We start from the raw sequence: 26,345 nt of genomic DNA, 5'->3' as shown, positions 1-26,345 counted from the left end.
GAGGCCGGGGAGAACATCCACGACCTCGCAGCCGAGGTGGCCGCCGACATGGTGGCGGCGCAGATCGCCTCCGGTGACGGCCACCGGCCCGCCGACGCCGGGCTCGGTGGCTGCGGCCGGCCCGCCGGGTGCGGCGCGGAAGAGCCGGGCCTCGATGCCGTACCAGCGGGTGCTCGGTCCGAGGGAGGCCATGCCGAGGCGCCGGCAGACGGCGGCCGAGGGGGCGTTGCCGGGGCGGACCACGGCGAGGATCTCGGTCAGGCCGTCGGCGAAGCCCTTGTCCAGGGCGGCGCGGCCGGCCTCGGTGGCGTACCCCTGGCCCCAGGCCTCCGGGTGGAGGTGCCAGCCGACCTCGACCTCGCCGTCGCCGTCCGGCAGGGGCAGCAGCAGGACCGAGCCGATCACGGTGCCGGTGTCGCGCCGCTCCAGGGCCCAGATGCCGTAGCGGGGGTCGGCCGAGCGCTGTCGCCAGCGTTCGATGGCCTCGTCGGCCTCCTCGGGCGTCCGAAGGGCTCGGGGGGTGCTGCCGAGCCAGCGGGCCACCTCCCAGCGGGAGTAGATCGCGTGGGCGCGGTCCCGGTCGGCGGAGGTCCAGAGCCGGGCCGTCAGTCGTTCGGTGATGAACACGATGTGACATGGTACCGATGTCCCGGGCCGCCCGGTAGGTGTGCGGCGTCCGCTCCAGGGCCTCCTCGACGGGGGTGGCGGTGGCGCCCGGCCGCTCCCGTGCCAGGCTGCTGTCGACCACGAACGGCTCCTCGAACTCGTGGCGCATCTCAAGGAGTTCGCGCATCGTCCGGTTCACCGCGCCGGCCGGAAGCAGGGCCGGGGTGGGCGGCTGCCGCAGCCGGACCCGGGGCCGCCGGCCGACCCCGCTCGCTCGGGGCCGCCGGTCGGGTGCCGGCGGGCCCGGCCGTCGGGTGAGGACCCGTCAGTCCTGGATCCGCCGCCAGGGGCGGTCGGCCTCCACGGCGAAGGCGAGTTCCAGCAGCAGCCGCTCCCGGCCGTGCGCGGCCGACAGGTGGACACCGATCGGCAGGCCGTTGTCGGCCGTCCCGGTGGGCAGCGAGATCCCGGGGCCGCCGGTGACGTTGTTGACCGGGGTGACCGCGACGTAGCGGCGCAGCCGCTCGATCAGCTCGTCGAAGGGCACGTTCGGGCTGAGGTGGCCGAGCGGCGGTGCCACGTGCGCCAGGACCGGCGAGAGGATCGCGTCGTACCGGCGGAACATCCCGGCGTAGGCCTCCCGGGCCCGGCCCAGCCGGCGCAGCACGCCCGGGGTGCGGGTGAAGTCGCGGTGGAAGCCGCGGCGCAGGCCGGTGGTGAGGCCGTCCAGGAGTCCGGCCCGGAAGCCGGGGTCGATCGTCAGCCGGCCGGTGGCCGCGATCAGGAAGGCGATCAGGCCCCAGTACTGCACGAAGTCCCGGGAGAAGTCCTCGCCGAACGGAAGGGTGGCGGGCTCGACGTGGTGGCCCATCGCCTCCAGTCGGGCCGCCGTCGCGTCCACCGCCCGCCTGGTCGCCGCGTCGCTCGCCGCGACCGGGGAGTCCAGGACCAGGCCGATCCGCAGCGGACGCCTCCCCGGCCCCTCCACCAGGCCGATCGGGGGCAGGGCGGGAGCGCGGTGGTGGCGTTCGGCGGCCGCGTAGAAGGCGGCGGTGTCGCGGACGGAGCGGGTGAGCACGCCGTCGACGACGATGTCGATCGGCAGCCGCCGGCTCTGGTCGTTGACCACCAGGCGGCCCCGGCTGGGCTTGAGGCCGACCAGCCCGCAGCAGGCCGCGGGGATCCGGATGGACCCGCCGCCGTCGTTGGCGTGCGCGATCGGCACCACGCCGGACGCGACCAGGGCGGCCGAGCCGCCGGAGGAGGCGCCGGGGGAGTGCGAGGTCAGCCAGGGGTTGCGCACCGGCGGGCCGAGGGCGAACTCGGTGGAGGCGTTGAGGCCGAACTCCGGCAGCCGGCTCTTGCCCAGCACGGTCACACCGGTGCTCAGGTACTGCTCGGCGAAGCCCGCGTCACGGCGGGCCGGCCGGGCCCGGAAGGCGGCGCTGCCGTGGCCGGTGGGCATGCCGCGCAGGTCGACGTTGTCCTTGAGGAAGGTGGGCACCCCGTACAGCGCCCCCTCGGCGGCCGCGGGGGAGATGCGCGGACGCTCGTACGAGGCGAAGGCGACCGCCTCCAGCTCCGGCTCCATCAGGCGGGCCCGCCGTACCGCGGCGTCCGCCAGTTCGGCGGGTGTCACCTCGCCGGAGCGGACCGACGCCGCCAGGGCCACCGCGTCGTGGTCCCCCAGGGCGTCGTCGCCGAAGGCGTGGATGCGCCGGTCCGCCATGCGAACCCCCTTGTCGTTACTGACTGGTAATCTCATAGGAGGTTCGCAGTGTAGAGGCGTGCGGCGGCCGCGAACAGCCCCGGTCCCCCGGACGGCTCAGCCGGCCCGGACGATCGTGGCCGGGGCCGGGCCGTCGGGACGGACGGTGATGCTGTACGCGGCCCCGGCGGGCACCGAGTGGAACCGCGGCGTGAACGCCGGCAGCAGCAGCTCCAGCAGCGCGGTGCTCTCCCGGACGGCGAACTGCACCCCCAGGCAGGCCCGGGCGCCCAGGCCGAACGGCAGGTACGCGCCCAGCCGCTCCGGCCGCGCGCCCGGGACGGTGAACCGGGCCGGGTCGAAGCGCTCCGGGTCCGGCCAGAGCGCCGGATCGCGGTGGGTCAGGTACGGGCAGACCAGGACGTCGGTGCCGGCCTCGATCCGGAAGCCGGCCACCACGTCCGCGTCCGGGGCGTGCCGCGGCAGCAGCCAGGCCGAGGGGTACAGCCGCAGCGTCTCGCTGACCAGCGCCTGCACCGCCTCGCGCCGACGCTCCGAGCCCTCGGGGCCGGCCGCCAGGGCCCAGGGCCGGGCCTCGGGGGAGCGGTCCAGCAGCAGGTACAGCCAGGTGAGCGTGGAGGCGGTCGTCTCGTGGCCGGCGACCAGCAGGGTGACCAGCTCGTCGCGGATCAGCCGGTCGGTGTACTCGGGCCGCTCGGCGCCCGCCGCCAGCAGCACGTGCAGCACCCCGGGCCCGTCCGGGCCGGCCGGGTCACGGCGGGCGGCCGCGATGGCGGCGGCGGCGACCGCGTCGATCCGGGCCAGGTCGGCGGCGACCGGCGCCGGGATCCGCCCGGGATCGGCCGGCAGGGTCGGCATCGCGGCCACCACCGCGGCCACGGCGGTGAGTTCGCCGGCCGTACGGTCGTCGAGGGGGTGGCCGGTCAGCGCGCGCCAGATGGTGTCCAGGGCGAAGCGGCGCATCTCCTCGGCGACGTCCAGCACCTCGCCGGAGCGGGCGGCGTCGTCCCAGCGCCCGGCGGCGGCGCGCGCCGCCGCGAGGATCCGCTGCTCGTACCGGCGCATCCCGGTGCCGGTGAACTGCGACTGCAGCAGGCGCCGTTGGCCCTTCCAGGCCTCGCCGGTGGCGGAGAGCACGCCGTCCCCGACCAGCAGCCGGGCCCGGTGCGAGCGCTTCACGTACCGCTCCGGGTGCCGGCCCAGGACGTGCTGGACGGCCTCCGGTTCGGTGACCAGTACGGTCGGGCGCGGGCCGCCGAGCCGGACGGCCGCGACCCCGCCCACCCTGGTCCGGGCCTCGGCCAGCAGGTCCACCAGCTCGCCGGAGGCGTCGCGCCACCGCGCCACCACGGCGGCGTCCAGCTCGGGGACGGGAACGGGGGCGGGGAGGGGACGGGCTTCGGTGGCCACGGCGAGCTCCTTCGGCCGTTGGGCGGCGGTGATCTGACGGTTCGTCGTCACCACCGTACCCGCGGTGACCGTCCCGGAACGCCACCTGCCCCGGGCCGCAGGGGCCCGGGGCAGGTGGGGGGGAACCGGGGCGCGGATCAGCGGCGCAGCGGCCCCTCGCAGGTGTAGTCGGCGGTGCCGGCCGCGCCCGTGGGCCAGACCTCGACCTTGCCGAACCAGCAGTTCATGTCGGCGAGGTTGTCGGCGGCGGCGCCCGCCCGGGTGAGCAGGAAGTAGTCGACGGTGGCGGACATGTCCTTGCGGACCTGCCCGGCGTCGGCGGTGTTGGTGAGGTTGGCGGTGATGCGTCCCGAGCAGCTGAAACGCATCTTGCTGTTCCAGTCGCCGTTGTCCTTGCACACCGGGTTGTTCCCGGTGGCCCGGGCGAAGGCGCCCTGCACCTCGGAGGCCCAGGCGTAGTCCAGGTTGCCGTTGGACGTGTACTGGGTGTTCGGCACGTACAGCTTCTCGTACTGCGGGATCTGCGCGGCCAGGTAGGCCGCGTACTCGCCCTGGAGCGCGGCGTCCCGGCCGAGGCGGTCCCGCCAGGCGTTGAAGCCGTCGAGGTCGTCCGCGCGCAGCAGCCGGTACATCTCGGCGAGTTGCTCCGGGTGCCGCTCGCCGAGCAGGTTGAACAGCACCGCGGCGTACGGGTAGGCGCGGAAGCCCAGCCCGTTCCAGGTGGCGTGGACGGTCTGGTCGACCGTCAGGTGCGGGACGCCGTACTTCTGGTTGTCGGCGATCGGTCTGAGCATGTTGAGGCGGACCTTGACGCCGTCCTTGGCGGTGGCGCCGGCGAAGTACTCCGCGGTGCCCTCGTTCATCGCGAAGGTGGCGTCGGCCGGCCAGCGCGTGGTGTAGCCGGACTCGGGGATCGCCCAGCGGGCGTTGAGGTAGTGGGTGTACTCGTGCCGGAACAGCTCCTCCAGGCTGAGGTAGGACTCCTGGGTGGTGCGCTGGTAGGTGTAGAACGTGGAGCTGCCCTCCATGAACATCCCGCCGTTCTCGACGTCGCCGATCCCGTGCAGCAGGTACTGCAGCGCCCGGTAGTGCGGCTTGGTGTCGAACAGCCGCACGTTCAGCACCGGGTGGTCGTCCCCGGCCAGCGGCTGGTCGGTGCCGAGGACCCGGAAGAACTGCGCCTTGACCTGCTTGGTGGCGTAGTAGAGCTGGTCGGCGGTGGCCCGGTCCAGCGCGGTGCGGACGACCAGCGTGCCGTTGTCGTAGCTGTAGGTGTGGGGGAAGATCTCGCGGTCGACGTCCGCCCGGCAGGTTCCGGCGTACTGGCCGCAGAGCCCGAGGTCGTTGACCGGCACGGCCAGCGCGCCCCAGGCGATGCCGAGGCGGCCGAAGATGTTCTGCACGCTCGCCAGCGCCGGGCCGACGGTGCCCCGCAGCTCGGGCTTCAGGGCCTCGACGGTGGCGAAGCGGGCGTACTCCTTCATGGCGTCGTCGACGGCCCACTCGCTGCGGGTGCCCTTGAGGTGGGCGTAGCCGGAGTAGGCGCGGACGGCCTCCCGGAAGCCGGGGTTGGCGGCGAGGGCGGTGAGGAACCGGCCCTCCGGGTCCTCGCTCCGGTTGTTGACGCCCTGGAAGGAGATCTGGAGGGCGGCCTGGACGGCCCAGTTCCAGCCGGTGTCGCCGATGGCCGCGCTGCCCGGGGCGAACATCCGCAGGACCCGCTCGCCCAGCGCCAGCCGGCCGGGGCGCAGGTTGGGCGCGGTGCTGGTCTGCAGCAGCTCGCCCATGGCGCTGCCGTTCGCGGTGGTCGGCTCGAACACCCGGGGGTTGGCGGTGTAGTCGGCGATGGCCTGCTCGATGGCGGCCGTCGTGGTGTCGTCGTTGAGGTCGAGCTCGGGGTGGCCGTAGTCGAAGTACACCGCGATGTGCAGGTAGTACCAGAGTTCCTGCTGGTTGAGGTTGTTGGCGCCGTCGAAGCGGGGCGCGAGCGCGCTGACCCGCTGGGCGGCGGCGCGGACGTGGGCCGGGGTGAAGATCTTCGCGAGCTTCGGGTCCCAGTCGACGAGCAGCGGCCGCAGGCAGCCCTGGTAGCTGTGGGAACGGTCGGCGAGGAAGTCGGCCAGGGCGGCCGGGGTGAGCGAGGTGAAGGCGTCCAGCGAGCAGCCCCCGGCTGCCTCGCCGGTGTCCACGGCGGTGGTGCCGGCCGGGTCGCCCGCCTGCGGGGCGGCGTCGGTGGTCGGCTGCAGGTTCTCCGAGCCGGGCGCGCCCTGCGGGCCGGGCAGGGTGGTGGACGAGGCGCCGTGGCCGCCGTCACCGGTCGGGCCGTGCACGGCGTTCGCCGCGGAGCCGGAGCCGGAGTTGGAGCCGGGGGCGCTCAGGGTGGCCGGGGCGGCGGGCGCCGCGGCCTGGGCGCTCTGGATGAGCGGGACCGCCAGGGCCGTCGCGAGGGCGGCCGAGAGCAGGGTGTTGCGGACGCGTGTCGTGGGGGACACCGGGTCTCCAGTCGTGTGAGGGCGTACGGGAGGCCGCCGCGCGTGACCGGGGGAGTGTGGGGGAGGCGGTGCACGTGCGACGGCGTGCCGGGCGGGCCGTGCGGGCGGCGCGCCCGGCGGGAGGAGAGGTCCGGTCGGTGGAAGGACGGCCGGGCCCCTGTGGGAGGGCCCGTACGGGAGCCGCTGTGGAAGCGGTCAGGACAGCGGCCCCGTACGGGAGTTCACTAGGCGTGTCAGAAACGCCTCAGGCGGCGGTCGTGTACTTCGTGCTCACGCTCGCGCCGGAGAAGCCCTGCTGGGCGTGGAGGCTGAAGTAGACCCAACCGGCCGGCGGGTTGGCGATGGTGAGGGTCTCGCCGTTGCCGGAGTTGGTGGACTTCGCCTGGTAGGAGCCGGTGGTGGCCCAGTTGCCGCCGTTGTAGTAGAGGTCGGCGTTGCCGGTGCCACCGGTGCTGGTGATGGTGAGCTCCTTCACCCCGGCCGGCAGGTACAGGAAGTGGTAGCTGTAGTTGCCGGTGGTGGCCGCGAGGTTGTCGCGGCGGCAGTCCTGGTCGAACTGCCGGGCGTCGGCGTTGGTGCACAGCGGGGCCTGGGCGGGCGGCAGGGTGCCGCAGTTGTCGGCGGCGCAGGCGGTCAGCCAGTTCGCGAAGTCGGCGTCGTAGGTGGTGCCGATGGTGTTCTTGAGGAAGGTGCGGGCGCCGGCCCAGTCACCGGCACGGTACTTGGCGAGCACCGTGTTCAGGTCCTGCGGGTGCGACTGGAGCATGTAGCGCACGGCCAGGTAGCCCCAGGCGTAGACCCGGGTGGACTGGACGTCCTTGTCCGCGCTGTTCTCGTAGGTGGTGTCGAACAGCTCGCTCAGCTTGTAGGTCTTCAGCGCGGCCTGCTCGATCGCCTTGGCGTCGCGCTCCTGGCGGTAGCCGTACGAGATGTACTCGGCGATGCCCTCGACCCACCAGATGGTCGGGGTGGTCATGCCGGCGTTGAAGTCGCCGTACATGTTGTAGCGGCCGTCGAGGTAGTGGGTGTACTCGTGGTTGAGGTTCCAGACCTCGAACTTCGGGCGCAGCCAGGTGGCCTCGTGGGCGATGAACCGGGCCTGGTTGCCGGCCTGGGTCGGGTTGCCCTCCTCGTACATGCCGCCGTTGTCGACGTCGATGCCGTACATCGCCCAGGCGTAGAGGCTGTAGTCGTAGTAGGCGTCGAAGACGACGACCTCCAGGTTGGTGTTCAGGTCACCGGGGATGGCGCCCGGGTCCTTGATCACCTGGTGGAAGTAGGCGTCCTGGTTGATCAGGCTGGTGCAGGTGTCGGCCAGCTCGGTGGCGCTCATCTGCTGGGCGCGGATGCGCAGCTTGGCGTTGCAGGAGTGGTCGACGGTGAGCACCAGCGGGGGCAGCCTGGTCGGCAGGTCGCAGATGCCGTAGTAGGAGCAGTTGTTCTGGTCCTTCTTCTCCGCGAACCACGCGAGGTTCATGGTGAGCGGACCGGTGGCGCCGACCAGCGGGTAGCGGTTGATCAGCTCCTTGACCAGCGGCCTGGCCTGGGCCTTCAGCGCGTCGTGGGCGAGGAAGGCGCCGAGCTGGATGCCGGTGTCGGTGGCGGTGTCGCCGCCGGTGATGATCGAGCCGTTGTCGCGGACCAGCTTGGCCATCGAGGCGGAGACGCCCGGGTCGGCGGCGAGGGCGGCCACGAAGGCCGGTTCCTTGTCGTCGTCGCCGAAGGCGCGCTCGAAGAGGTCGACGGCGCTGTTGGTGGCCCACCACATGTTGTTCGGCCAGGTCGGGCGGAAGTCGTTGAACATCCGCTTGGCGACGCCGACGTAGCGGGCGTTCTCGTAGGCGCTGTCGATCAGGGTGATCGACTCGGCCAGGGTGCGGCCGTTGACGTCGTTGGCGTCGTAGGCGTGCGGGGCGGCGAAGAAGGTGTCGAGCGCACCGCGGACGGAGCTCTTGAGCGCGGCCCCGTACGCGGGCATGGTGGCCCGGTTGGTCCACTGCACGTAGTAGCCGACGCGCAGGAACTGCACCAGCTGGCCGGCGGAGGTGCTGTTGTCGCCGGGGTAGGTGGTGGCGGTCCGCTTCAGCTCGTCCGCGACGGTGACCATCTTGGACTCGGCGAAGATGTTCTGGGCGTCGGCGCCCATCAGCGGGTACATGGTGTTCAGGCAGTCCACGGTCACCGACTTGACCTGCTGGAGCAGCGCGCCGCCGGTCTTGTTGACGAACGCGGAGACCTGGCAGGACTCGTCGGCGGCGGAGGGGGCCGCCTGGAGGTTCTTCGCCGACTTGGAGGTGCCGGTGGAGGTGCCGGTGGAGGTGCCCTTGCCGGTGACGGTCAGCGCGGCCTGGGGGGCCTTGGACCGCTCGGCGTCGAGCTCGGAGGCCAGCGGGCGGCTGTCCTTCGGGGTGTCGGGGGACTTGGGGAGCGGTATCGCTCGGGGGGCCGCCTTCACCGGGGTGGGCGAGGTGGCCGGCTGCGTGGGCGCCACGGGCGCCGCCTGGCTCTGCGGGGCCATCAGCCCGACAGCCAGCGGCAGGGCGACGGCGATGGCCGACAAACGGCTCGCCTGTGCCGTACATGTCCGGAAGAGACGCATCTGTGGGGGCCTCCGGGGCCGGTTGGGCTGCGAGTTGGGGCGCAGCCGCTCGATGTGTGACATGTAAAATGGCACATGTGGCATCGCGACGGGAAGCCCCGGGTGAAGAATCGGGGGCGAGCGAAACCGAAATGTTGTCAGCGCCTGCCGGAATGCGGTCACACAGGGGCGATCCGGCCGGTCTGTCGGTGGGATCCGGCCAACGGTGGGGCCGGTAGGGGATGTTTTAGGTGGATTTGGATCTGTTCGGGCGACTTGGGGCAGGTCCGGGCGGGGTCGGGGTCGGATGCCGCGGGCGCGGGTGCCGGTGGCGGCGAGTGCCTGCCGGGTGCGGGCCGTCGGGGCGTGCCGCCCGCCGGCGGCCTCCTGTGGCGGTCCGGTGGATCCGCGGATTGGACTGGACCACTGATCACGCACCCCCTAGGGTCGGAAGTCGCCGCCGTGGTACACCGGTTGGCCACGTCACCCCCCGCCCCCGAGGGAGCAGCATGAGCGCCTGGCCGGTTTTCCGAGGCACCCGGACCGTCACCGCCGGGCACGCGCCCGGCACGGTGGTGCGCTGCGGACTGGTCGACACCATGCTCGCCGACCTCTCGGTCTCCGTCGTGCACTTCTACGAGCGGGAGCTGGACGAGGACCGGCTCGCCGCCGGCCTGGCCACCGCGCTCACCGCGGTGCCGGTGTTCGGCGGACGGCTGCGCACCACCGCCGCCGGCGCGCTGGAGATCGTCTGTGACGACTCCGGTGTCCCGATGACGGGTTACTCGGTCGAGGGCACCCTCACCGAGGCGATGAACCGGGTGACCGTGGCCGGCACCGAACTGGTCGACCCGGTCGACGCGGTGGCCGCCCGGGACGGCGGCGTGCCGCTGTTCACCGTACGGATCACCCGCCCCTCGGCGGGCGGCACCGTGCTGGGCTGCTCCTGGCACCACGCGGTGGGCGACCTGCAGAGCTTCGTGCTGTTCATGCGGCACTGGTCGGCCGCCGTGGAGGGAGCCGCCGAGGGGGCCGGAGAGGGCGCCGACGCCGTCGCCGCCGGTGAACTCCCGCTCCCCGAGCTGGTGGAGGACCATGACGCGCACCTCGCCGCGGTGCTCCCGGCGGCCGATTGCGGCCGTCCGGGCTTCCGGCTGCCGGATCCGGCGCAGGCCGCGTTCCTGGCCGGCGAACTGGCCGTGGCCCCCCGCTCCACCCGGACCGTCCAGGTGTACTTCGACGAGGCGGAGATCGCCCGGCTGCGCGAGGAGTTCGCCGCGGCGGCCGGCCGGCGGCTCTCCTCCGGCGACGCGCTCACCGCCCATGTGGTGGCCGTCCTGAGGGAGTTGGACGGCGACGACGAGACACGTCCGCTCACCGTCCCGGTCAACGTCCGCCGGCCGCTGGGCCTGGCCCCGGGACTGGTCGGCAACCTGCTCAGCGAGATCCACCTCGACTGGGCGCCGAAGGACGGCCCGGCCGTCCTGGCCGCGGCGATCCGTACCGCGATCGAGGACTTCACCGGCACGCACCTCAACCTCCGCAGCAACCTGGCCTTCTTGGAGGCGATCGGCCCGGACCGGCTGCGCGACTGTGTCCCGCTCGGCTTCGACCCGGCGAACCGGCGCTTCACCCTCTCCAACTGGAGCCGCTTCGGCCTGTACGAGGTGGTGTTCCAGGGGGCGCGCCCGGTGTTCTTCAGCCCGGCCGCCAACTTCCCCGTGCCGTGGGTCTCCTGGCTGGCCGAGGGCTTCGGCGGGCGCGGCTTCCTGCTGACCGCGGTGCTGCCGGCCCGGCTCGCGGCCCGGCTGCGCGGCGCGGACGGGCGGGCCGCCCTGCACCGCCACCGCCGGCCGCAGGACGTCCTGCCGGAGGGGGCGACCGCCCTGGCCAAGGTGCTCTGAGCCGTCGGCGCCTCCCGGCTCGGAGGGCGGCACGCGGAAGGGCGGGGCCGGTCCCCCAGGTCGGACCGGCCCCGCCCCGTTCATGGTCGCGCGCGCCGCTACTTCATTACGGCCCTCAGCGCGTGCCGCAGTTGCTCCCGGCCGGGCTGGAGGGCGCGGTCGAGCCGCGGGGCGAACGGCAGCACGGTGCCGTCCGGCCGGGTGATCCGGCGGGGCGGGGCGATCAGACGCATCTCCTCGGCGGCGGTGGCCAGGACCTCGGCGCCGATCCCGCAGCTGCGGTTGGAGTCGTCGATGACGACCAGCCGTCCGGTGCGCTCCAGCGAGGCGGCCAGTGCCGTCCAGTCGAAGGGGTACACCGTGCGGGGGTCGAACACCTCGACCGAGATCTCCGGTGCCAACTCCTCGGCCACCGCCAGTGCGTCGTGCACCAGGTGCCCGACGGCGACCACGGTGACGTCCGTGCCCTCGCGGTGGATCCGCGCCGACCCGAGGGGGATCGGCGCGAGCTCCCAGGTGACGGTCTCCCGTACGGGCAGGGCGGCGGCCGGCGCGAACACCACGACCGGGTCGGGGTCGGCGATCGCCGAGCGCAGCAGCCCGTAGGCGTCGGTGGGGGTGGCCGGGACCACGGTCTTCATCCCGGCGTGGGCGAAGAGGCCGTACGGGTGGTCGGAGTGCTGGCCCGCCCAGCCGTCCCGGGAGCCGGAGCCCGGCACCAGGCAGGTGAGCGGGACGCTCGCCTGGCCGCCGGTCATCAGGGAGAACTTGTGGGCCTGGTTGACCAGTTGCTCGAAGACCAGGAAGAGCAGGGAGGGGATCTGGAACTCGATCACGGGCCGTCGGCCGGTCAGCGCCGCGCCGATGGCCATCGAGGTGAAGGCCTGCTCGGAGAGCGGGGTGTCGACGATCCGCCCGGGGCCGAAGCGGTCCAGCAGGTTGAGGGTCGGCCCGGCCATGCCGGCGCCGATGTCCTCACCGAAGACACAGACCGCCGGATCCTCCGCGAGGGCGTCGGTGAGCGCCCGGTTGAGCGCCTTGGTGTACGACAGCCTGCTCATCCCACCGCCCCGGCCCTGGGCCGCAGCCCGTCGGCGTACAGATGGTCCAACGCGCCCTCCGGGTCCGGGTGTTCGGCGGCCAGGGCGAAGCGTTCGGCCTGCGCCAGCTGCCGGGCCACCGCCTCGTCGATCCCGGCGGTGAGCTCCGCGGGCAGCGCCGCGGCGGCCCGGGCGAGCGGGTCGCGCCCGCGCCAGTCGGCCACCTCCTCGGGGGTGCGGTAGCTCAGTCTCATCCGTCGCTCCATGGTGTGGTGGCCCTCGAAGCGGTAGGTGAGGCACTCCAGGAAGGCGGGTCCGCCGCCGGAGCGCGCCCGGTCGACCGCTTCGGCGGCGGCCGCCCGGACGGCCTCGGTGTCCATCCCGTCGACCGTGACGGCCGGGATCCCGAAGGCGGCGGCCCGGCCGGTGGCGCTGCCGGCGACCGCGGTGGCGGCCGGCAGGGTGGTGGCGTACCCGTTGTTCTCGCAGACGAACAGCACCGGCAGCCGCCACATCGCGGCGAGGTTGAGCGACTCCAGCAGGACGCCCTGGTTGAGGGCGCCGTCGCCGAAGAAGGTGACGGCGACCCGGTCCTCGCCGGCCCGTTGGTCGGCCCAGGCGGCGCCGACCGCGATCGGGGCGCCGGCGCCGACGATGCCGTTGGCGCCGAGGATGCCGAGCGAGAGGTCGGCGGCGTGCATCGAGCCGCCCCGGCCCTGGTTCAACCCCGAGGCACGGCCGGCGAGTTCGGCGAGCAGCCGGTCCGGGGCCGCGCCCTTGGCGAGCACGTGGCCGTGGCCCCGGTGGGTGGAGGTGATGCGATCCTGCGGGCGCAGTGCGGCGCAGACGCCGACCGCGACGGCCTCCTGCCCGATGTAGGGGTGGATGCCGCCGGTGATCACCCCGGTGCGGACCAGGTCGAGGGCGAGCTCCTCGAAGCCGCGGATCAGCCGCAGCATCCGGTAGCGGCCCTCGGGCGAGGACAGGTCGGTCACAGCGCTCCCCGCCACACCACCGGGCAGATCTCCGGGTCGGCGTAGTCGGGGCGGCCGTCGGCGGTGCGGCGGACCACGACGTCGTGGTTGTAGGACGCCGGGCTGCCGTCGGGGCGGGTGGCGTGCCGGTACTCGTTGGCGCCGTCCTGGAGGTGCAGCGAGACCGCCCGGCGCGGGGTGTCCGCCAGGTTGGCGCCGCTGCCGTGGTAGGTGCGGCAGTGGTGGAAGCTGACGTGCCCGCGCGGGATGACCACCGGGACCTTGCGGACCTCCTGGCCGTTGTGGCGGGCGTTGGCGGCGAGGATCGACTCCAGCTCGGAGCGGTCGCGCTGGGCGAAGTGCCGGGTGGAGTCCTCGCCGGAGGGGAGCTCCTGCCAGCGGTGGCTGCCGTCGACCATGGTGATGGTGCCGTTCTCCTCCCCGCAGTCGTGGAAGGGGATGAACGCGGTCAGCATCTCCTGCGAGGTGGAGGTGTGCCAGTAGTGCTTGTCGAAGTGCCACGGCACCTGGTTGGAGGGCTCCTCGGGCACCGGCGGCTTGTAGATCAGGGTCGACTGGAAGATCCGGATCTCCTCGGTGCCGGCGAGCAGCGCGGCGACGGCTCCGACCAGGGGCTTGCGGAGGATCTCCGCGATGGCGTCGCTCTCGAAGTGGACGTAGTCGTTGTGCCGCTGGACGGGGCCGTGCGAGGGCTCCCAGGCGGCGAGGCGCGGCGGGCGCACGGCGAGGGTGCGGTCGCGGTGGCCCTCGTAGTACTTCTCGGTGGCGGCCTGGAGGGTGTCGAGCTCCTCGTCGGTGAACAGCTTCCGGGAGAGGTACCAGCCGTGCTCGCGGTAGCCCGCCACCTCCTCGGCGGTGGGCAGCAGCGCCAGCTCGGCGTGGGTCAGGACGAACTCGGGTGCGATGGTCATGCGGTGTTCCTCCTCGGAGTTCAGACGGAGGCGGCGGCGCGCTGGCGCTCGACGGCCTCGTAGAGGGCCTTGATGTTGGCGGTGCCGAAGGTGCCGGCGCCCTGGCGCTCGATGACTTCGAGGAAGAAGGTCCGGCGCGGGTGGGTGGAGCGGGCGAAGATCTGGAACAGCTGGCCGCCGTGGTCCTGGTCGACCAGGACGTCGAGCTCGCGCAGCGTCTCCACCGGGATGGCGGTCCCGCCGAGCCGCTCGGCCAGTCCGTCGTAGTAGGTGCCGGGCGTGGTCAGGAACTCCACGCCGCGGGCCCGGGCGGTGCGCACCGCGTGGGCGATGTCCTCGGTGCGGAAGGCGAGGTGCTGGACGCCGGCGCCGTCGTGGTCGGCGAGGAAGGTGTCGATCTGGCCGGCGCGGCGGGTGGTGTCCGGCTCGATCAGGGTGAAGGTGACGTCGCCGGAGGCGCTCTGGACCACGCCGGAGTCCATCGCCTGCTCGCCGACCTCGATGTACTCGCCGAAGATCCGGTGGAAGCCGAGGGCGGCCTCGCAGAAGCGCACGGCGTCCGCGAGCTGCCCGGCCGGGACGCAGACGGCGACGTGGTCGAGCGCGTCCAGCAGTTCGCCGCGGGGCTCCTCGGTGCCGGAGGAGGTGTGCGGGACGAACCGCAGGGCGGTGTCGCCGAAGCCGGAGATCAGCAGGCCGGCGCGGTCCAGCACGGTGGCGCCGTGCCGTTCGGCGCGCTCCAGGGCGGCCTGCGGGTCGTCGCAGCCGAGCGCGAGCACGGCGACGCCGTCCCCGTGGCGTTCGACGTAGCGGGCGACCGGGTGGTCGGAGGACTCGCCGGACAGCAGGCGCATCCGGATCGAGCCCTGGTGGACGTGGACGGCCCGGACCCCGGGCTGCCACGCGGGCTGGTGGGCGTCGCGGAGGAAGCCGAAGCCCGCATGGAGCTCGGCGGCGGTCTGCGCGGCGTCCGCGCAGTGGTACTCGACATGGGTGATCGTCTGGATGGACAAGGGGTCTCCGGGAGAGGGGAGGTGGACGGGACGCGGGCGTCCCGGGCGCGGCCGCCGGACCGGACCGGGCGGCCACTTGGCGGCTCGGTGACCACGGGGCGGCCGCTCGGCAGCCGCTCGGTGGGCTGCTCAGTGGGTACTCGGCGGCTGCTCGGCGGCTATTTGGCGGCGCGGGTGGTCGGCGGGCCGAGGATCAGGCTGACGTTGTGGCCGCCGAACGCGAAGGCGTTGCTGAGTGCCGCGCGCGGCGGGACCGCCCGGGCGGTGCCGCGGACGTGGTCGAGCGCGCAGGACGGGTCGGGCTCCTCCAGGTTGGCCGTGGGCGGCAGCTGGCCGCGGGCCACCGCGAGCGCGGTGACGGCCGCCTCCACCGCCCCGGCGGCGCCGAGCAGATGGCCGGTGGCGCCCTTGGTGGAGCTGACGGCCGGGCCGTCCTCGCCGAACACGGCCCGGATCGCGGCGCTCTCGGCGACGTCGCCCAGCTTGGTGCCGGTGCCGTGGGCGTTGACGTAGCCGATGTCGGCCGGTGCCAGGCCCGCGTTGGCGATCGCCGCGCGCATCGCGTCGGCGGCGCCCTCGCCGTCCGGACGCGGCATGGTCGGGTGGTGGGCGTCGGTGGAGGCGCCCCAGCCGAGCAGGTCGGCGTAGCCGGCGGCGCCGCGGGCGTCCGCGTGCTCGGCGCGCTCCAGGACCAGGACGGCGCTGCCCTCACCGAGCACGAAGCCGTTGCGGCGGGCGTCGAACGGCCGGCTCGCCTGCGCCGGGTCGTCCCAACCCTGCGCCAGTGCACGGGCGTTGGTGAAGGCGGCGGCGATGGTCGGGTGCAGCGAGGACTCGGTGCCGCCGCACACCACCACGTCCGCGTCGCCGGCCCGGATCAGCCGCAGCCCCTCCGCGACCGCCTGGGCGCCGGCCGCGCAGGCCGTGACGATCGCCGAACTGTAGCCCCGGATCCCGTACTTGATGGCGACCCGGGCGGTGGCCATGTTGGAGAGCATCCCGGGCAGCAGGTACGGGCTGACGCCGGTGCGGCCGCGCTCCAGGCGGCGGTGGGACTGCTGCTCGAAGGTCTCCAGGCCCCCGCCGCCGGTGGCCAGCACCACCGCGGTGCGGCGCGGGTCGACGTCCCGGCCGACGACCAGTCCGGCGTCGGCGAGCGCGTCGTCGGCGGCGGCCAGGGCGAGCAGCACGAAGCGGTCCACGCAGCGGGTCTCGGTGGGCGGCAGCACCTCACGGCCCTCGATGTGCGGGGCGATCCCGGCGGCGGGCAGCCAGCCGTGCGCGGGGTGGCCCTCGGGCACGGCGACGATGCCGCTGTGCCCGGCGGTCAGCGCGTCGAAGACCTCGGCCGGCTTGCGGCCCAGCGGGGTGACCAGGCCCAGCCCGGTGACGACGACGCTCATCGGACGGCCACCGCGGCCGAGTCGGCGGGGTCGGCGGCGTCCGTGGAGTCCGTGGAGCCGGCCGGGCCGGCGGTGACGGAGGCGAGGTAGCGCTCGCGCAGCAGCACCTTGCGGACCTTGCCGGTCGGGCCGAGCGGGAGGTCGTCGCCCGCGACCACCAGGACCTGGCGCACGGTGGCGGCGGTGTGCTCGTCCAGCGCGGCGACCACCTCCTCGGTGCGGTCCACCGCCGGGTCGGCGTCGGCGGAGAGGACCAGCAGGACGTCGGTGACCACCCGCCCGCCGTCCCGGACCGCGACCACCGTGCAGTCCGCCACCCCGGGGCAGGCGGCCAGCACCCGTTCCTCCGACTGGGCGGTGAACAGCCTTCTGCCGTCGCCGAGTTCCACCGAGTCCACGGCCCGGTCGACGTGGTAGTAGTAGCCCTCCTCGTCCCGGTACATCAGGTCGCCGGTGAGGAACCGGCCCCGGATCCGGGTGCGGAAGGTCCTGGCCGAGTCGTTCCAGTACCCGAGCGCCAGGGTGGGCGAGGAGGTGGCGAGCTCGCCGACCTCGCCGTCGCCGAGCGGCTCACCGTCCGGGCCGACCACCTCGCAGTCCACGAAGGCGTGCGGCCGCCCGACGCAGCGTCCGTACTTCTCGGTGCCGGGGGCGTGGGTGATGAAGAAGTGCGAGTGGCCCATCTCGGTGGAGCCCAGGCCGTCGACGAACACCGAGCCCGGCTCGCGGCCGCGGCCGGCCCGGGTGACGGTCTCCCGGGAGCCCGCGGCGATCAGCCGGCGGATGTGGACCTCGTGCGCGCAGTCCCCGGTGTTCCACCACAGGGCGACCGAGTCCAGGTCGCGGGCGGCCAGGTCGTGGTGGGCGAACTCGGCCCAGGTGGCCGCGAAGCCGATCACCCCGCGCGGCTGCCACCGTTCGATGGCGTCCAGCACACCGGCACCCGACTGCCGTGACAGCACGGCGAGTTCGGCGTGCGAGCTGAGTGCCAGGTTGACCGCGATCAGGGTCGCGGCGTGCGGGGCGGGCAGGGCGCTGAGCATCCGGTCCGAGCCCTGCGGGCGCGGCAGCCGCAGGCGGTGGCGGATCGCCGCGTACAGGCTCGCGTGCGAGTGCACCACGGCCTTGGGCATCCCGGTGGTGCCCGAGGAGTGGGTGATCGCCACCGGGTCGCCGGACCAGTGCCGGTACGGCGCGGGCGCCGCGTCGGGGTCGCCGGCGCCCAGCGTGCCGATCTCCGGCAGCAGCGGCGCGCCCGGGTCGTACGGGGCGAGCGCCTCCCGGTGCGCGGCGTCGACCAGCACGCCGGCGGCGCCGAGCCGGGCGATGTAGCGGGCCGCGCGCTCGCCGTCCACGTTCGGGTTGAGCAGCGCGGGGACGGCGCCGAGCCGGGCCAGGGCCAGGAAGGTGAGGACGTGGTCGGCGGCGGCGTCCGCGTACACCACGACCGGGTCGCGGCGCGCCACGCCCAGGCCGTGCAGCGCGGCGGCCCGGGCCCGGACCGCCCGGTCCAGCTCGCGCAGGGTGAAGGGCTGCCAGGCGGCGTGGTCGTCGACCGGGGTGTCGAAGGTCAGCAGGGGCTCGTCCAGGCCGGTGCCCAGGGCGACTCTGCCGGTCAGCACGTTTCCGGCGCCGACGTCCGGGTCGTCCGCCAGGAGCGTGCGGATGCTGCGGATGCTCACGGTGGTGGATCCCTCCCATGGTGCTGGCCATGCGGGTACGGGCGCGGCGTGCGGGGCGGCGCCGGGGGTGTGGGTTCGGGGAGCGGCGGGGCGCGGTGGCCGGTGGTGCGGCGACTCAGCCGGCGGCGAGCAGGACGGCCACCGCGTGGTCGTGCCGACCGGGTGCGTCGCCCTGTTCCGCGGCGATGAGCAGGACCCGGTCGGCGTCCCCGTCGGCGAGCAGCAGCTCGGCCGACTCCAGGGCCTGCGCCGGGACTTCACCGGGTGCGCCGGCCCGGGGCAGGCCGATGGCGACGACCGGACCGGTCAGCCGCCAGCGGGCCGCGAGGTGTCCGAGGACGGCGTTGGGGTTGGACTGGAAGAACAGCAGGGGTGGCACCCGGCGCCCGGAGGCGGCCGCGGCGTCGATGGCCCGGGCGGTGGCCCGGTCGCCGCCGCCGCTGGCGAGCAGCAGCGCGGTGCGTGACTCCCCGGCCTGCTCCGCCGGTCCGAGCAGGCCGCTCAGGCAGCGTTCGGCGACGGCCGCCACCAGGGGGTTGAAGGTGGAGGCGGAGAAGCCGGGCAGCGGGGGCGGTTCGGCGGTGCCGCCCCGCCGTTCGTCCTCCGGGTCGGGCCAGCGGGCCAGGGCGAGGACGCGGGGTGCGCCCGGGCGGGGTGCGGGCGCCGGTGTGGTGTCGGGTCCGGTCACGCGGCGGCCACCAGGAGTGCGGTGTTGGCGCCGCCGAACGCCGAGTTGAGGCTGAGCGCGTAGCGCGGCCGGGCCTCGTGCGGCCCGTCCAGCACCAGGTCGAGGCCGACCTCCGGGTCCGGGCCCAGCCAGCCGGCGTTGACGGGCAGCAGTCCCTCGCCCAACAGGGCGGTGGTGACGGCGAGTTCGAGCAGGGCCGAGGCCTCCAGGGCGTGGCCGTGCACGGACTTGCTGGAGCTGACCGGGAGGCGGTCCAGACGGGCGCCGAACACCCGGCGCAGCGCGCGGGCCTCCGCCAGGTCGGAGAGCGGCGAGCCGGTGCCGTTGGCGTTGACGTACCCCACCTCGGCCGGGTCGACGCCGGCCCGGCCGAGCGCGGCGGTCACCGCGCGGGCCACCCCCTCGCCGTCCGGCAGCGGACGGCACACATGGTGGGCGTCCCCGGAGCGGCCCCAGCCGGCCAGCCGGGCGAGCACCGGCGCGCCGCGGTGGTCGGCGGCCGAGGCGGCCTCGACGACCACGGCCACCGCGGCGTCCCCGAGCAGGGTGCCGCTGCGTCCGGCGCTGAACGGGCGCAGCTCGCCGTCCCGGGCGAGTGCCCGGCCGGCGTCGAAGGCCGCGAAGACCCCCGGCTCGACCAGGTGCCCGGCGGCGACCACCACCCGGGGGTGGCGGCCCGCGGCGACCAGGGCGGCGGCGTCCGCCACGGCGGTACCGGCCGCCACGCAGGCGCCGGTGTAGACCCGGGTGACGCCGGGCAGACCCAGGGCCGCGGCTCCCTCGGTGACGGCGGCGGCGACCTGTCCGGTGCGCAGGTCGCTGTGCAGGGCCAGCAGCAGCGGGGTGCCCCCGGTGCCGCCGGGCCCGGACGGCAGCCGGGCCGCCTCGCAGGCGTCGGCCACGGCGTCGAGCACGGCCCGCGCGAGCGGTGGTGGATCGGGCAGCAGGGCCGCCCGGCGGGTGGCCCGGGCGCCGACGTCGAAGCGGGTCACCTCGGCGAAGGCGCCCTTGCCGTGCGCGGCGGCCGCGGCCAGCGGGGCCGGGCCCCGGCCGAAGGCGCTCAGCACCCCGAGGCCGGTGAGCACCGGCCGCGGGTCGGGTGGTGCGGCGGCGCTCATGACCGGGCTGCCCCCGCGCCCTCGGCGGACCCTGCGATGTCCGCGTTTCGGGCCGTCAGGACGGCCTCGCGCAGCACCGCGACGGCGTCGTCCACCGTGCGCACCGCCTCGAAGCGTTCGTCCGAGAGCTCCAGCTCGACGGCGTACCGCTGCTCGAACTCCGCCACCAGCCAGGTCAGTTCGAGCGATCCGAGGGTCTCCGGGACGCTGTCGGCGGCGCGCTGCCCGAACGCCGCCAGCATCTCCAGGACCTCCGCCCGGCCCGGCAGCACCGCCGGCCCGGTCAGGTCCGTCGTCCCCGTCGCGCTCACGCGGGGCTGCCGGCGGCGGCCGGGGCGTCGGCGGCGGCGATCCGCCGGGCGACGTCGGCGGTGAACTCGTCGAGGGTCATCATCGCGGTGGTCTCCATCTCGTCGAGGTCGAACTTGACCCCGAACTCGTCCTCCACCTGCACCGAAAGATCGGCCAGGGCCAGCGACTCCAGGTCGAGCCCGGCCGGGCCGAGGTCGGTGTCACCGGTGACCTCGGAGACGTCGTACTGCATCTCGGTGAGCGCCGCGAGGACGAACTCGCGAATGCGGTCCTGCATGGTGGATCTCCTTGTGCTGCGTCGGGGGATGGAGCCGTGCGCCGGGCGCGGGCGGCCGGTCGGGCCGGCGCGGAGGCGGCGGTGCGCCGCGGAGGGCGCGGGTGGTGCGGAGGGTGGAACGGTCAGACCACGGTCGCGGCGGCGCGCAGCGCGGTGGTGTCGCGCACGAGTTTGCCGGTGGCGGTGCGCGGCAGCGCGGGGAGGAAGGCGAGCCGCCGGGGCCGCTTGTAGGCGGCCAGTTCCCGGGCGAGCCCGTCGTGGACGGCCGCGGGGTCGGCGGCCTCCTCGGTGGCGAGGTACGCCTCGATGGCGCCCTCGTCGAAGACCACCACGGCCTCGCGGACCTCCGGCAGCGCGGCCAGGGTCTGCTCGACCTCGGTGAGGTCCACCTTGAGCCCGCCGATCGAGACCTGCGAGTCCCGCCGGCCGAGCACGGTGACCCGGCCGGTGTCCGGATCGAGGCGGGCGGCGTCCCGGGTGTGCAGCCAGCCGTCCGCCCAGCGGGTCGGGTCGGTCAGCCCGGGGTACGGGGAGGCCGGCACGGCCAGCTGCAACTCGCCCGCCACCTCCCGCAGTCGCATCCCGTGCACCGGTTCGGCCCGCGGGTGCAGGTCGCCGTCCAGGTCGGTGGCGATGACCCCGAGTTCGGTCATCCCGTACATGGTGCCCAGCGGTACGCCGTACCGGGCGGTGAACGCGGCGGGCAGACCCGGTCGGATCAGCTCGCCGGCCACGATCATCCGGCGCAGGCCGGGCAGCGGCGGGGGAGCGGTGGCCCCCGCCAGCAGCTCGGCGTGGAAGGGGACGCCGATCACGGTGGTGGGTCGGTCGTCCTCGGCGACGGCGGCCAGGATGCCGGCCGCCGTCATCCGTTCCGGAACGGTCAGGGGGGCGTGCGCGTGCAGGCTGTTCAGCAGTCCGCCGACCAGTCCGAGCACGTGCACCACGGAGGAGAGCAGCACGACCCGCTCGCCGGCCCCGGGGAAGTCCGCGAGCCGTGTGTAGCAGTCGAGTTCGCGCAGCAGGTCGGCCGCGGTTCGGCCGATCACCTTGGCCGGACCGGTGGAGCCGGAGCTGAGTTGGAGCAGCGCGTGGCCGGTGACCGCGGGCCGTCCGTCCGGCCGCCGCACGGCCACCGGGTCGGTCTCGGCGAAGCCGCGCAGCGCCGCCGAGGGGCGGTACGCGGACTCCACCAGGACCTGTGGTGCGAGCCGTTCGACCGCGCGGGCGATCTCATGGTCCGTCAGTCGGTGGTCCAGCAGGGCGACTTGCGCGCCGAGCCGCCAGCAGGCCAGCAGCGCGGCGACGAAGCCGAGCGAGGGGGGCAGCCGCAGGGCGGCCGTGCCACCGGGTGCGAGCCCGGCGGCGGTGAGCCGGTCGGTCTGCTCGGCGACCAGGCCGCGCAGGGTGTCCCGGTCGACGGGGGTGCCGAATCGCAGGCACTCCTCGTCGCCGGGACCGGCCAGGAGGTGGTGTTCCACCCAGTCGGGCGGGGCCTCGGTGTGCGGGGCTCCGGCCGGCCGGGGCGGAAGAGGGGAAGAGCCGGTCAACGCCACTCCACGAAAGAGGAGGTTGTAAGGACGCCGTTCACAAGCAGTACGGTCAATTCCGTTGCCAGACCATTGCACAGACGATGGGTCAAATCAAGGTCTATACCAATGAGGTCCAGACCTCCTACGCTGCCCGGACGGGACTGGTCCGAGCGCGGCCCGTCCCGGGGAGGATGCCCGTGGGACCACTCGCACTGGCGGACATCGAGCGCTCCGCGCGCGCCCGACTCCCGGACGAGGTCTGGGACTTCGTCCAGGGCGGCAGCGGCGCCGAGCGCACCCTGGCCGCCAACCGGGCCCAGTTCGACCACTACGCACTGCGCCCCCGCACGCTCGTCGACGTCTCGGCGCCCGACACCGGGCTGACCCTGCTCGACACCCCGCTCCACCTGCCCGTCGGCATCGCGCCGATGGCCTACCACCGGCTGTACGATCCCGAGGGCGAGACCGCCACCGCCCGCGCCGCCGGCCGGGCCGGGGCCCTCCTGGTCGCCGGGATCTTCGCCAGCCGCACCCTGGAGGACATCGCGGCCGCCGCCACCGGGCCGCTCTGGCTCCAGCTGTACTGGCTGCGCCGCCGCGACGCCCTCGCCGCCGTCGTCGAACGGGCCGAGGCGGCCGGCTACCGCGCGCTGATGCTCACCGTGGACGCCCCCCGGATCGGCCGGCGGCTGCGCGACGCCCGCAACGGCTTCGCCATCCCGCCGCACATCCGGGCCGTCAACCTCGACCAGGACCTGATGGCCGCCAGCCATCGTGCCGGCCACGGCTCCTCCGGCATCGCCGACCACGCCCGCGAGCAGTTCGACCCCGGCCTGACCTGGGCGGACCTCGCCTGGCTGCGCGAGCGCAGCAGCCTGCCGCTGGTCCTCAAGGGCATCCTCACCGCCGAGGACGCCCGGCTGGCCGCCGAGCACGGCGTGGACGCCGTCGTGGTCTCCAACCACGGCGGCCGTCAGCTCGACGGTGCCCCGGCGACCCTCTCGGTTCTGCCCGAGGTGGTCGCCGCTGTACCGCCGGACCTGCCCGTCCTCCTGGACGGCGGTGTCCGGACGGGCACCGACATCGCCCTCGCGGTCGCCCTCGGCGCCCGGGCCGTCCTGATCGGCCGCCCGGTGCTCTGGGGCCTCGCCGCGGCCGGCGAGGCCGGCGTGGAACAGGTGCTGACCCTGCTGCGCGAGGAACTGGAGCACACCATGGCCCTGTTGGGCCGCCCCCGGCTCGCCGACCTGGACCCCGGCGCGCTCGCCCCCTGGCCGTACCGCGCCTGAGCGCCCCGGCCGTACCGTGCCTGGGCGTCCCGCCGCGTGGCACCCGAGCGCCCCGCCGGGACGGCCGTCGGGGCCCGCGCCCCGCACTCCTGCGACCTCCTTCGACATTCCCCTGGAAAGACGGACGACATGACGAACTTCCCCGGCTGGGACTGGGACGACCCGGACGGCCTCGCCGCCCACCTCGACGGCTTCAGCGAGCAGGTCGCCACCTGCAAGAGCCTCGAAGCCGCGCCCACCGCCGGACTGCCCCACTCCCGCGAGGACTTCCTCGCACTCGGCCTCACCGGGATCGAGTTCGCGGCCTTCCGGACCGAGCACCCGGCCGGCCTCGGCACCGACCTCGCCACCCTGCGCGGCCCCGGCCTCGCCACCGAACCCGGCACCCTCTACCGGGTCGACGGCGACCGCTGGTTCACCCAGCTCGACATCGGACGCCCGCTGCCCTTCGCCGACGCCAGCGTCGACTGGGTCTACGCCGAGCACCTGATCGAGCACGTCACCATGCCGGTCGCCGTGCACTGGCTCACCGAGGCCCGCCGGGTGCTGCGCCCCGGCGGCGTGCTCCGGATCACCACCCCCGACCTGGCCCGCTACCTCGCCGGCTACGCCAACGGCGACGGCTTCCTCACCAAGCACCGCCGCCGGCTGGCCACCCTCGGCTTCGGCCCGCCGATGCCGCAGCGCCCCGCGTTCCTGGTCAACCAGATCTTCCGCCACTACGGCCACCAGTGGATCTACGACCTGGACGAGCTGCGCCACGTGCTCACCCGGGCCGGCTTCGCCCCCGGGGCGATCCGCCCGTGCGCCTACCGCCAGGGCCTGCGCCCCGACGTCGCCGACCTGGACACCGCCTTCCGCACCGACGAGACCGTCTACGTCGAGGCCGACCGCTGAGGTACCGACCGCTGAGGTACCGACCGCTGAGGCACCGCAGAGACCGCCGCCCCGCCCAACCCCCGACCGACAGGACAGCCATGCCCCTGCACCCCCAGGCCGAGGCCCTGCGCGACCGGCGCGCGGCCTCCGGCGCGCCCCCGCTGTACACGCTCACCCTCGCCGAGGCCCGGGCCGCCGACCTGGCCGACATCCAGGCCGCCGGCGGTGACCCGGAGCCGGTCGGCGCCGTCGAGGAGTACGAGCTCCCCGGCCCCGGCGGCGCCCTCACCCTGCGCCTCTACCGCCCGCAGGACGACCCCGCCGGTGACCGGGAGCCCCTGCCCGCCCTGCTCTACCTGTTCGGCGGCGGCTGGGCGCTCGGCTCGCTGGAGACCGGAGACGCCATCTGCCGCGCCCTCACCAACGCCGCCGGCTGCGTCACCGCCGCCGTCGGCTACCGGCTCGCCCCCGAACACCCCTTCCCCGCCGCCGTCCACGACTGCCACGCCGCCGCCCGCTGGCTCGCCGAGCACGCGGACGGGCTCGGCATCGACCCCGGTCGGCTGGCCGTCGGCGGCGACAGCGCCGGCGGCAACCTCGCCGCGGCCCTCACCCTGCTCGCCCGCGACGGCGACGGCCCGGCCATCCGCCACCAGCTGCTGGTCTACCCCAACACCGACCACCGCGCCGACACGCCGTCCCTGCGCGAGCACGACGACCCGCTGCTGTTCAACCGCCGCTCGGTCGCCTGGTACTGGGGCCACTACCTGGCCGACCCCGCCGACGGCGACGACCCGCTGGCCTCCCCGCTGCGCGCCCCCGACCTCGGCGGACTGCCGCCCGCCACCGTCATCACCGCCGAGTACGACCCGCTGCGCGACGAGGGCGAGCGGTACGCCGAGGCCCTGCGCGCCGCCGGCGTCCCCGTCGAGCACCGCCGCTACCACGGCGTCCCGCACGGCTTCTTCGCGATGGCCGGGGCGCTCGACGCCGGGCGCGACGCCCACGCGTACGCCGCCGCCCGCCTGCGCGAGGCCCTGCGGTGACCGGCCCGCTCCCCGTCCCCCTGCCGCTGGAGAGCCTGCACGCCAGCCTCTCCGACCCGCTGCTGGACGCCATGACCTTCCTCAACGAGGTCACCGAGCGCTACCCGGACGCGTTGTCCTTCGCCCCCGGCCGCCCCCACGAGGGCTTCTTCGAGCCCGAGGACGTCCCCGCGTACCTGGACATCTACCTCGCCCACCTTGCCGCGCGCGGGCTCGGCCGGGACGCCGTCCGCACCACCCTGTTCCAGTACGGGCCCACCAAGGGCGTCATCGCCGACCTGGTCGCCCGCACCCTCGCCAACGACGAGGGCCTGACCGTGCCGCCCGAGGCCCTGGTGCTGACCGTCGGCGCCCAGGAGGGCATGCTGCTGGTGCTGCGCGCCCTGTGCGCCACCCCCGAGGACGTCCTGCTGGTCAGCTCGCCCTGCTACGTCGGCGTCACCGGCGCCGCCCGGCTGCTGGACCTGGCCACCGTCCCGGTGCCCGAGGGCCCGGCCGGAGGACCGGACCCGCGGGCCGTCCGCGCCGCCGCCCGCGCCGTACGGGAGAGCGGCCGCCGCGCCCGCGCGCTCTACGTGGTGCCGGACTTCGCCAACCCCTCGGGCACCAGCATGCCCACGGCCGCCCGCGCCGGACTGCTGACCGTGGCGGCCGAGGAGGACCTGCTGGTCGTCGAGGACAACCCGTACGGCTTCTTCGCCCGGGAGGCCGGTGAGCGGCCCACCCTCAAGGCGCTGGACCGCCGCCGCCAGGTCGTCTACCTCGGCTCCTTCGCCAAGACCTGCTTCCCCGGGGCCCGGCTCGGCTACGTGGTCGCCGACCAGGAGGTGACCGGGCCCGGCGGGCGGCGCACCCTGCTCGCCGACGAGCTGGCCAAGCTGAAGAGCATGACCACCGTCAACACCCCGGCCCTCAGCCAGGCCGTGATCGGCGGCATGCTGCTGCGCCACGACTGCCGGCTGCGCGAGGCCAACGCCCCGGCCGTCGCCCACTACGCGGCCAACCTGGACGTGCTGCTGCGCGAGCTGGAGCGGCACTTCCCGGCGGACGAGCGCGAGCGGCTGGGGCTGTCCTGGAACCGTCCTGAGGGCGGTTTCTTCGCCGTCCTGGACGTGCCCTTCACGGCCGACGGGGACGCCGTGGAACGCTGCGCCCGGGAGCACGGGGTGCTCTGGACGCCGATGGCCCCGTTCTACCCGGCGGGCGGCGGGGAGCGGCGGCTGCGGCTGTCGATCAGCGCCGTGAACGCACGTCAGATCGTCGACGGGGTCGCCGGACTGGCGGCGTTCATCCGCGCGGAGGCGGCCCGTACGGCGCCCGCCGGGGCCGCCGAAGAGGCCGCTGAGGGGGCCGGTGCCGCGGTCGTGGCCGGCGTGGGGGCCGGCTGAGCCCGTACGGACGGACCGACGGCCGCGGGGCCGGGTGGAGACCTCTCCACCCG

General features: G+C 74.7%; 21 protein-coding genes. 5 read left to right on the top strand and 16 right to left on the bottom strand.

Going from position 1 to position 26,345, the window contains the following annotated elements; all coding sequences use genetic code 11:
- From ACWEQL_RS27975 to ACWEQL_RS27955, 5 genes are all read right to left on the bottom strand, one after another.
- Nucleotides 1-627, bottom strand: a 627-nt coding sequence (locus tag ACWEQL_RS27975; protein ID WP_452153096.1) for a GNAT family N-acetyltransferase, incomplete at its 3' end; no start/stop codon positions are given.
- A 304-nt stretch (nucleotides 628-931) separates the two neighbouring features.
- Nucleotides 932-2,335, bottom strand: coding sequence for an amidase (locus ACWEQL_RS27970; protein ID WP_452153095.1), 1,404 nt, complete (start codon nucleotides 2,333-2,335; stop codon nucleotides 932-934).
- 96 nt (nucleotides 2,336-2,431) lie between these two features.
- Entirely contained in the window at nucleotides 2,432-3,745 is a 1,314-nt protein-coding gene (locus tag ACWEQL_RS27965; protein ID WP_452153094.1) for a cytochrome P450, read from the bottom strand.
- Nucleotides 3,746-3,882: 137 nt separating this feature from the next.
- Complete coding sequence (locus ACWEQL_RS27960) at nucleotides 3,883-6,237, bottom strand: collagenase (protein ID WP_452153093.1); 2,355 nt, start codon at nucleotides 6,235-6,237, stop codon at nucleotides 3,883-3,885.
- 244 nt (nucleotides 6,238-6,481) lie between these two features.
- Complete coding sequence (locus ACWEQL_RS27955; protein ID WP_452153092.1) at nucleotides 6,482-8,797, bottom strand: collagenase; 2,316 nt, start codon at nucleotides 8,795-8,797, stop codon at nucleotides 6,482-6,484.
- A gap of 527 nt (nucleotides 8,798-9,324) precedes the next feature.
- On the opposite strand from ACWEQL_RS27955, the gene ACWEQL_RS27950 reads away from it, so the two are divergent.
- Complete coding sequence (locus ACWEQL_RS27950; protein ID WP_452153091.1) at nucleotides 9,325-10,719, top strand: acyltransferase; 1,395 nt, start codon at nucleotides 9,325-9,327, stop codon at nucleotides 10,717-10,719.
- A gap of 98 nt (nucleotides 10,720-10,817) precedes the next feature.
- Here the strand turns inward: ACWEQL_RS27950 and ACWEQL_RS27945 are convergent, their stop codons facing one another.
- The 11 genes from ACWEQL_RS27945 to ACWEQL_RS27895 form a co-directional block, all read right to left on the bottom strand.
- On the bottom strand, nucleotides 10,818-11,780 hold the full coding sequence (locus ACWEQL_RS27945) for an alpha-ketoacid dehydrogenase subunit beta (RefSeq protein ID WP_452153090.1): 963 nt from the start codon (nucleotides 11,778-11,780) through the stop codon (nucleotides 10,818-10,820).
- Nucleotides 11,777-12,754 carry a thiamine pyrophosphate-dependent dehydrogenase E1 component subunit alpha gene (locus ACWEQL_RS27940; protein ID WP_452153089.1) on the bottom strand — a complete coding sequence of 326 codons (978 nt, stop codon included), beginning with the start codon at nucleotides 12,752-12,754 and terminating at the stop codon, nucleotides 11,777-11,779. Before ACWEQL_RS27940 ends, ACWEQL_RS27945 begins: the two co-directional genes overlap by 4 nt.
- The gene (locus tag ACWEQL_RS27935; protein ID WP_452153088.1) at nucleotides 12,751-13,665 is read right to left on the bottom strand and encodes a phytanoyl-CoA dioxygenase family protein; all 915 of its coding nucleotides are present in this window, start codon (nucleotides 13,663-13,665) and stop codon (nucleotides 12,751-12,753) included. The genes ACWEQL_RS27940 and ACWEQL_RS27935 overlap by 4 nt, the downstream gene beginning before the upstream one ends.
- A 20-nt stretch (nucleotides 13,666-13,685) precedes the next feature.
- Nucleotides 13,686-14,678: a 4-hydroxyphenylpyruvate dioxygenase gene (gene hppD / locus ACWEQL_RS27930; RefSeq protein WP_452153087.1), complete on the bottom strand. Its 993-nt coding sequence runs from the start codon at nucleotides 14,676-14,678 to the stop codon at nucleotides 13,686-13,688.
- 158 nt (nucleotides 14,679-14,836) lie between these two features.
- Nucleotides 14,837-16,081 (bottom strand): beta-ketoacyl-[acyl-carrier-protein] synthase family protein, encoded by a 1,245-nt coding sequence (locus ACWEQL_RS27925; RefSeq protein ID WP_452153086.1) that lies wholly within the window; start codon nucleotides 16,079-16,081, stop codon nucleotides 14,837-14,839.
- Entirely contained in the window at nucleotides 16,078-17,763 is a 1,686-nt protein-coding gene (locus ACWEQL_RS27920; protein ID WP_452153085.1) for an AMP-binding protein, read from the bottom strand. Before ACWEQL_RS27920 ends, ACWEQL_RS27925 begins: the two co-directional genes overlap by 4 nt.
- Before the next feature lie 115 nt (nucleotides 17,764-17,878).
- Nucleotides 17,879-18,451, bottom strand: a complete 573-nt coding sequence (locus ACWEQL_RS27915) for a beta-ketoacyl synthase chain length factor (RefSeq protein ID WP_452153084.1) — start codon at nucleotides 18,449-18,451, stop codon at nucleotides 17,879-17,881.
- The gene (locus ACWEQL_RS27910) at nucleotides 18,448-19,569 is read right to left on the bottom strand and encodes a beta-ketoacyl synthase N-terminal-like domain-containing protein (RefSeq protein WP_452153083.1); all 1,122 of its coding nucleotides are present in this window, start codon (nucleotides 19,567-19,569) and stop codon (nucleotides 18,448-18,450) included. The genes ACWEQL_RS27915 and ACWEQL_RS27910 overlap by 4 nt, the downstream gene beginning before the upstream one ends.
- Entirely contained in the window at nucleotides 19,566-19,880 is a 315-nt protein-coding gene (locus tag ACWEQL_RS27905) for an acyl carrier protein (protein ID WP_452153082.1), read from the bottom strand. The genes ACWEQL_RS27910 and ACWEQL_RS27905 overlap by 4 nt, the downstream gene beginning before the upstream one ends.
- Nucleotides 19,877-20,158, bottom strand: coding sequence for a phosphopantetheine-binding protein (locus ACWEQL_RS27900; RefSeq protein WP_452153081.1), 282 nt, complete (start codon nucleotides 20,156-20,158; stop codon nucleotides 19,877-19,879). The genes ACWEQL_RS27905 and ACWEQL_RS27900 overlap by 4 nt, the downstream gene beginning before the upstream one ends.
- 122 nt (nucleotides 20,159-20,280) lie before the next feature.
- Complete coding sequence (locus ACWEQL_RS27895) at nucleotides 20,281-21,714, bottom strand: class I adenylate-forming enzyme family protein (protein WP_452153080.1); 1,434 nt, start codon at nucleotides 21,712-21,714, stop codon at nucleotides 20,281-20,283.
- 167 nt (nucleotides 21,715-21,881) lie between these two features.
- Between ACWEQL_RS27895 and ACWEQL_RS27890 the strand changes: the two genes are divergently transcribed.
- The 4 genes from ACWEQL_RS27890 (at nucleotide 21,882) to ACWEQL_RS27875 (ending at nucleotide 26,292) form a co-directional block, all read left to right on the top strand.
- Entirely contained in the window at nucleotides 21,882-22,979 is a 1,098-nt protein-coding gene (locus ACWEQL_RS27890) for an alpha-hydroxy acid oxidase (RefSeq protein WP_452153079.1), read from the top strand.
- A 129-nt stretch (nucleotides 22,980-23,108) separates the two neighbouring features.
- The gene (locus ACWEQL_RS27885; protein ID WP_452153078.1) at nucleotides 23,109-23,876 is read left to right on the top strand and encodes a class I SAM-dependent methyltransferase; all 768 of its coding nucleotides are present in this window, start codon (nucleotides 23,109-23,111) and stop codon (nucleotides 23,874-23,876) included.
- Between the two features lie 80 nt (nucleotides 23,877-23,956).
- Nucleotides 23,957-24,904, top strand: coding sequence for an alpha/beta hydrolase (locus tag ACWEQL_RS27880; protein WP_452153077.1), 948 nt, complete (start codon nucleotides 23,957-23,959; stop codon nucleotides 24,902-24,904).
- Complete coding sequence (locus tag ACWEQL_RS27875) at nucleotides 24,901-26,292, top strand: aminotransferase-like domain-containing protein (RefSeq protein ID WP_452153076.1); 1,392 nt, start codon at nucleotides 24,901-24,903, stop codon at nucleotides 26,290-26,292. Before ACWEQL_RS27880 ends, ACWEQL_RS27875 begins: the two co-directional genes overlap by 4 nt.
- Nucleotides 26,293-26,345: the final 53 nt, after the last annotated feature.

The organism is Kitasatospora sp. NPDC004240, from assembly GCF_053603215.1.
Note: the sequence above shows the minus strand (reverse complement) of the source record. Positions and strands in the feature narration are given on the sequence as shown.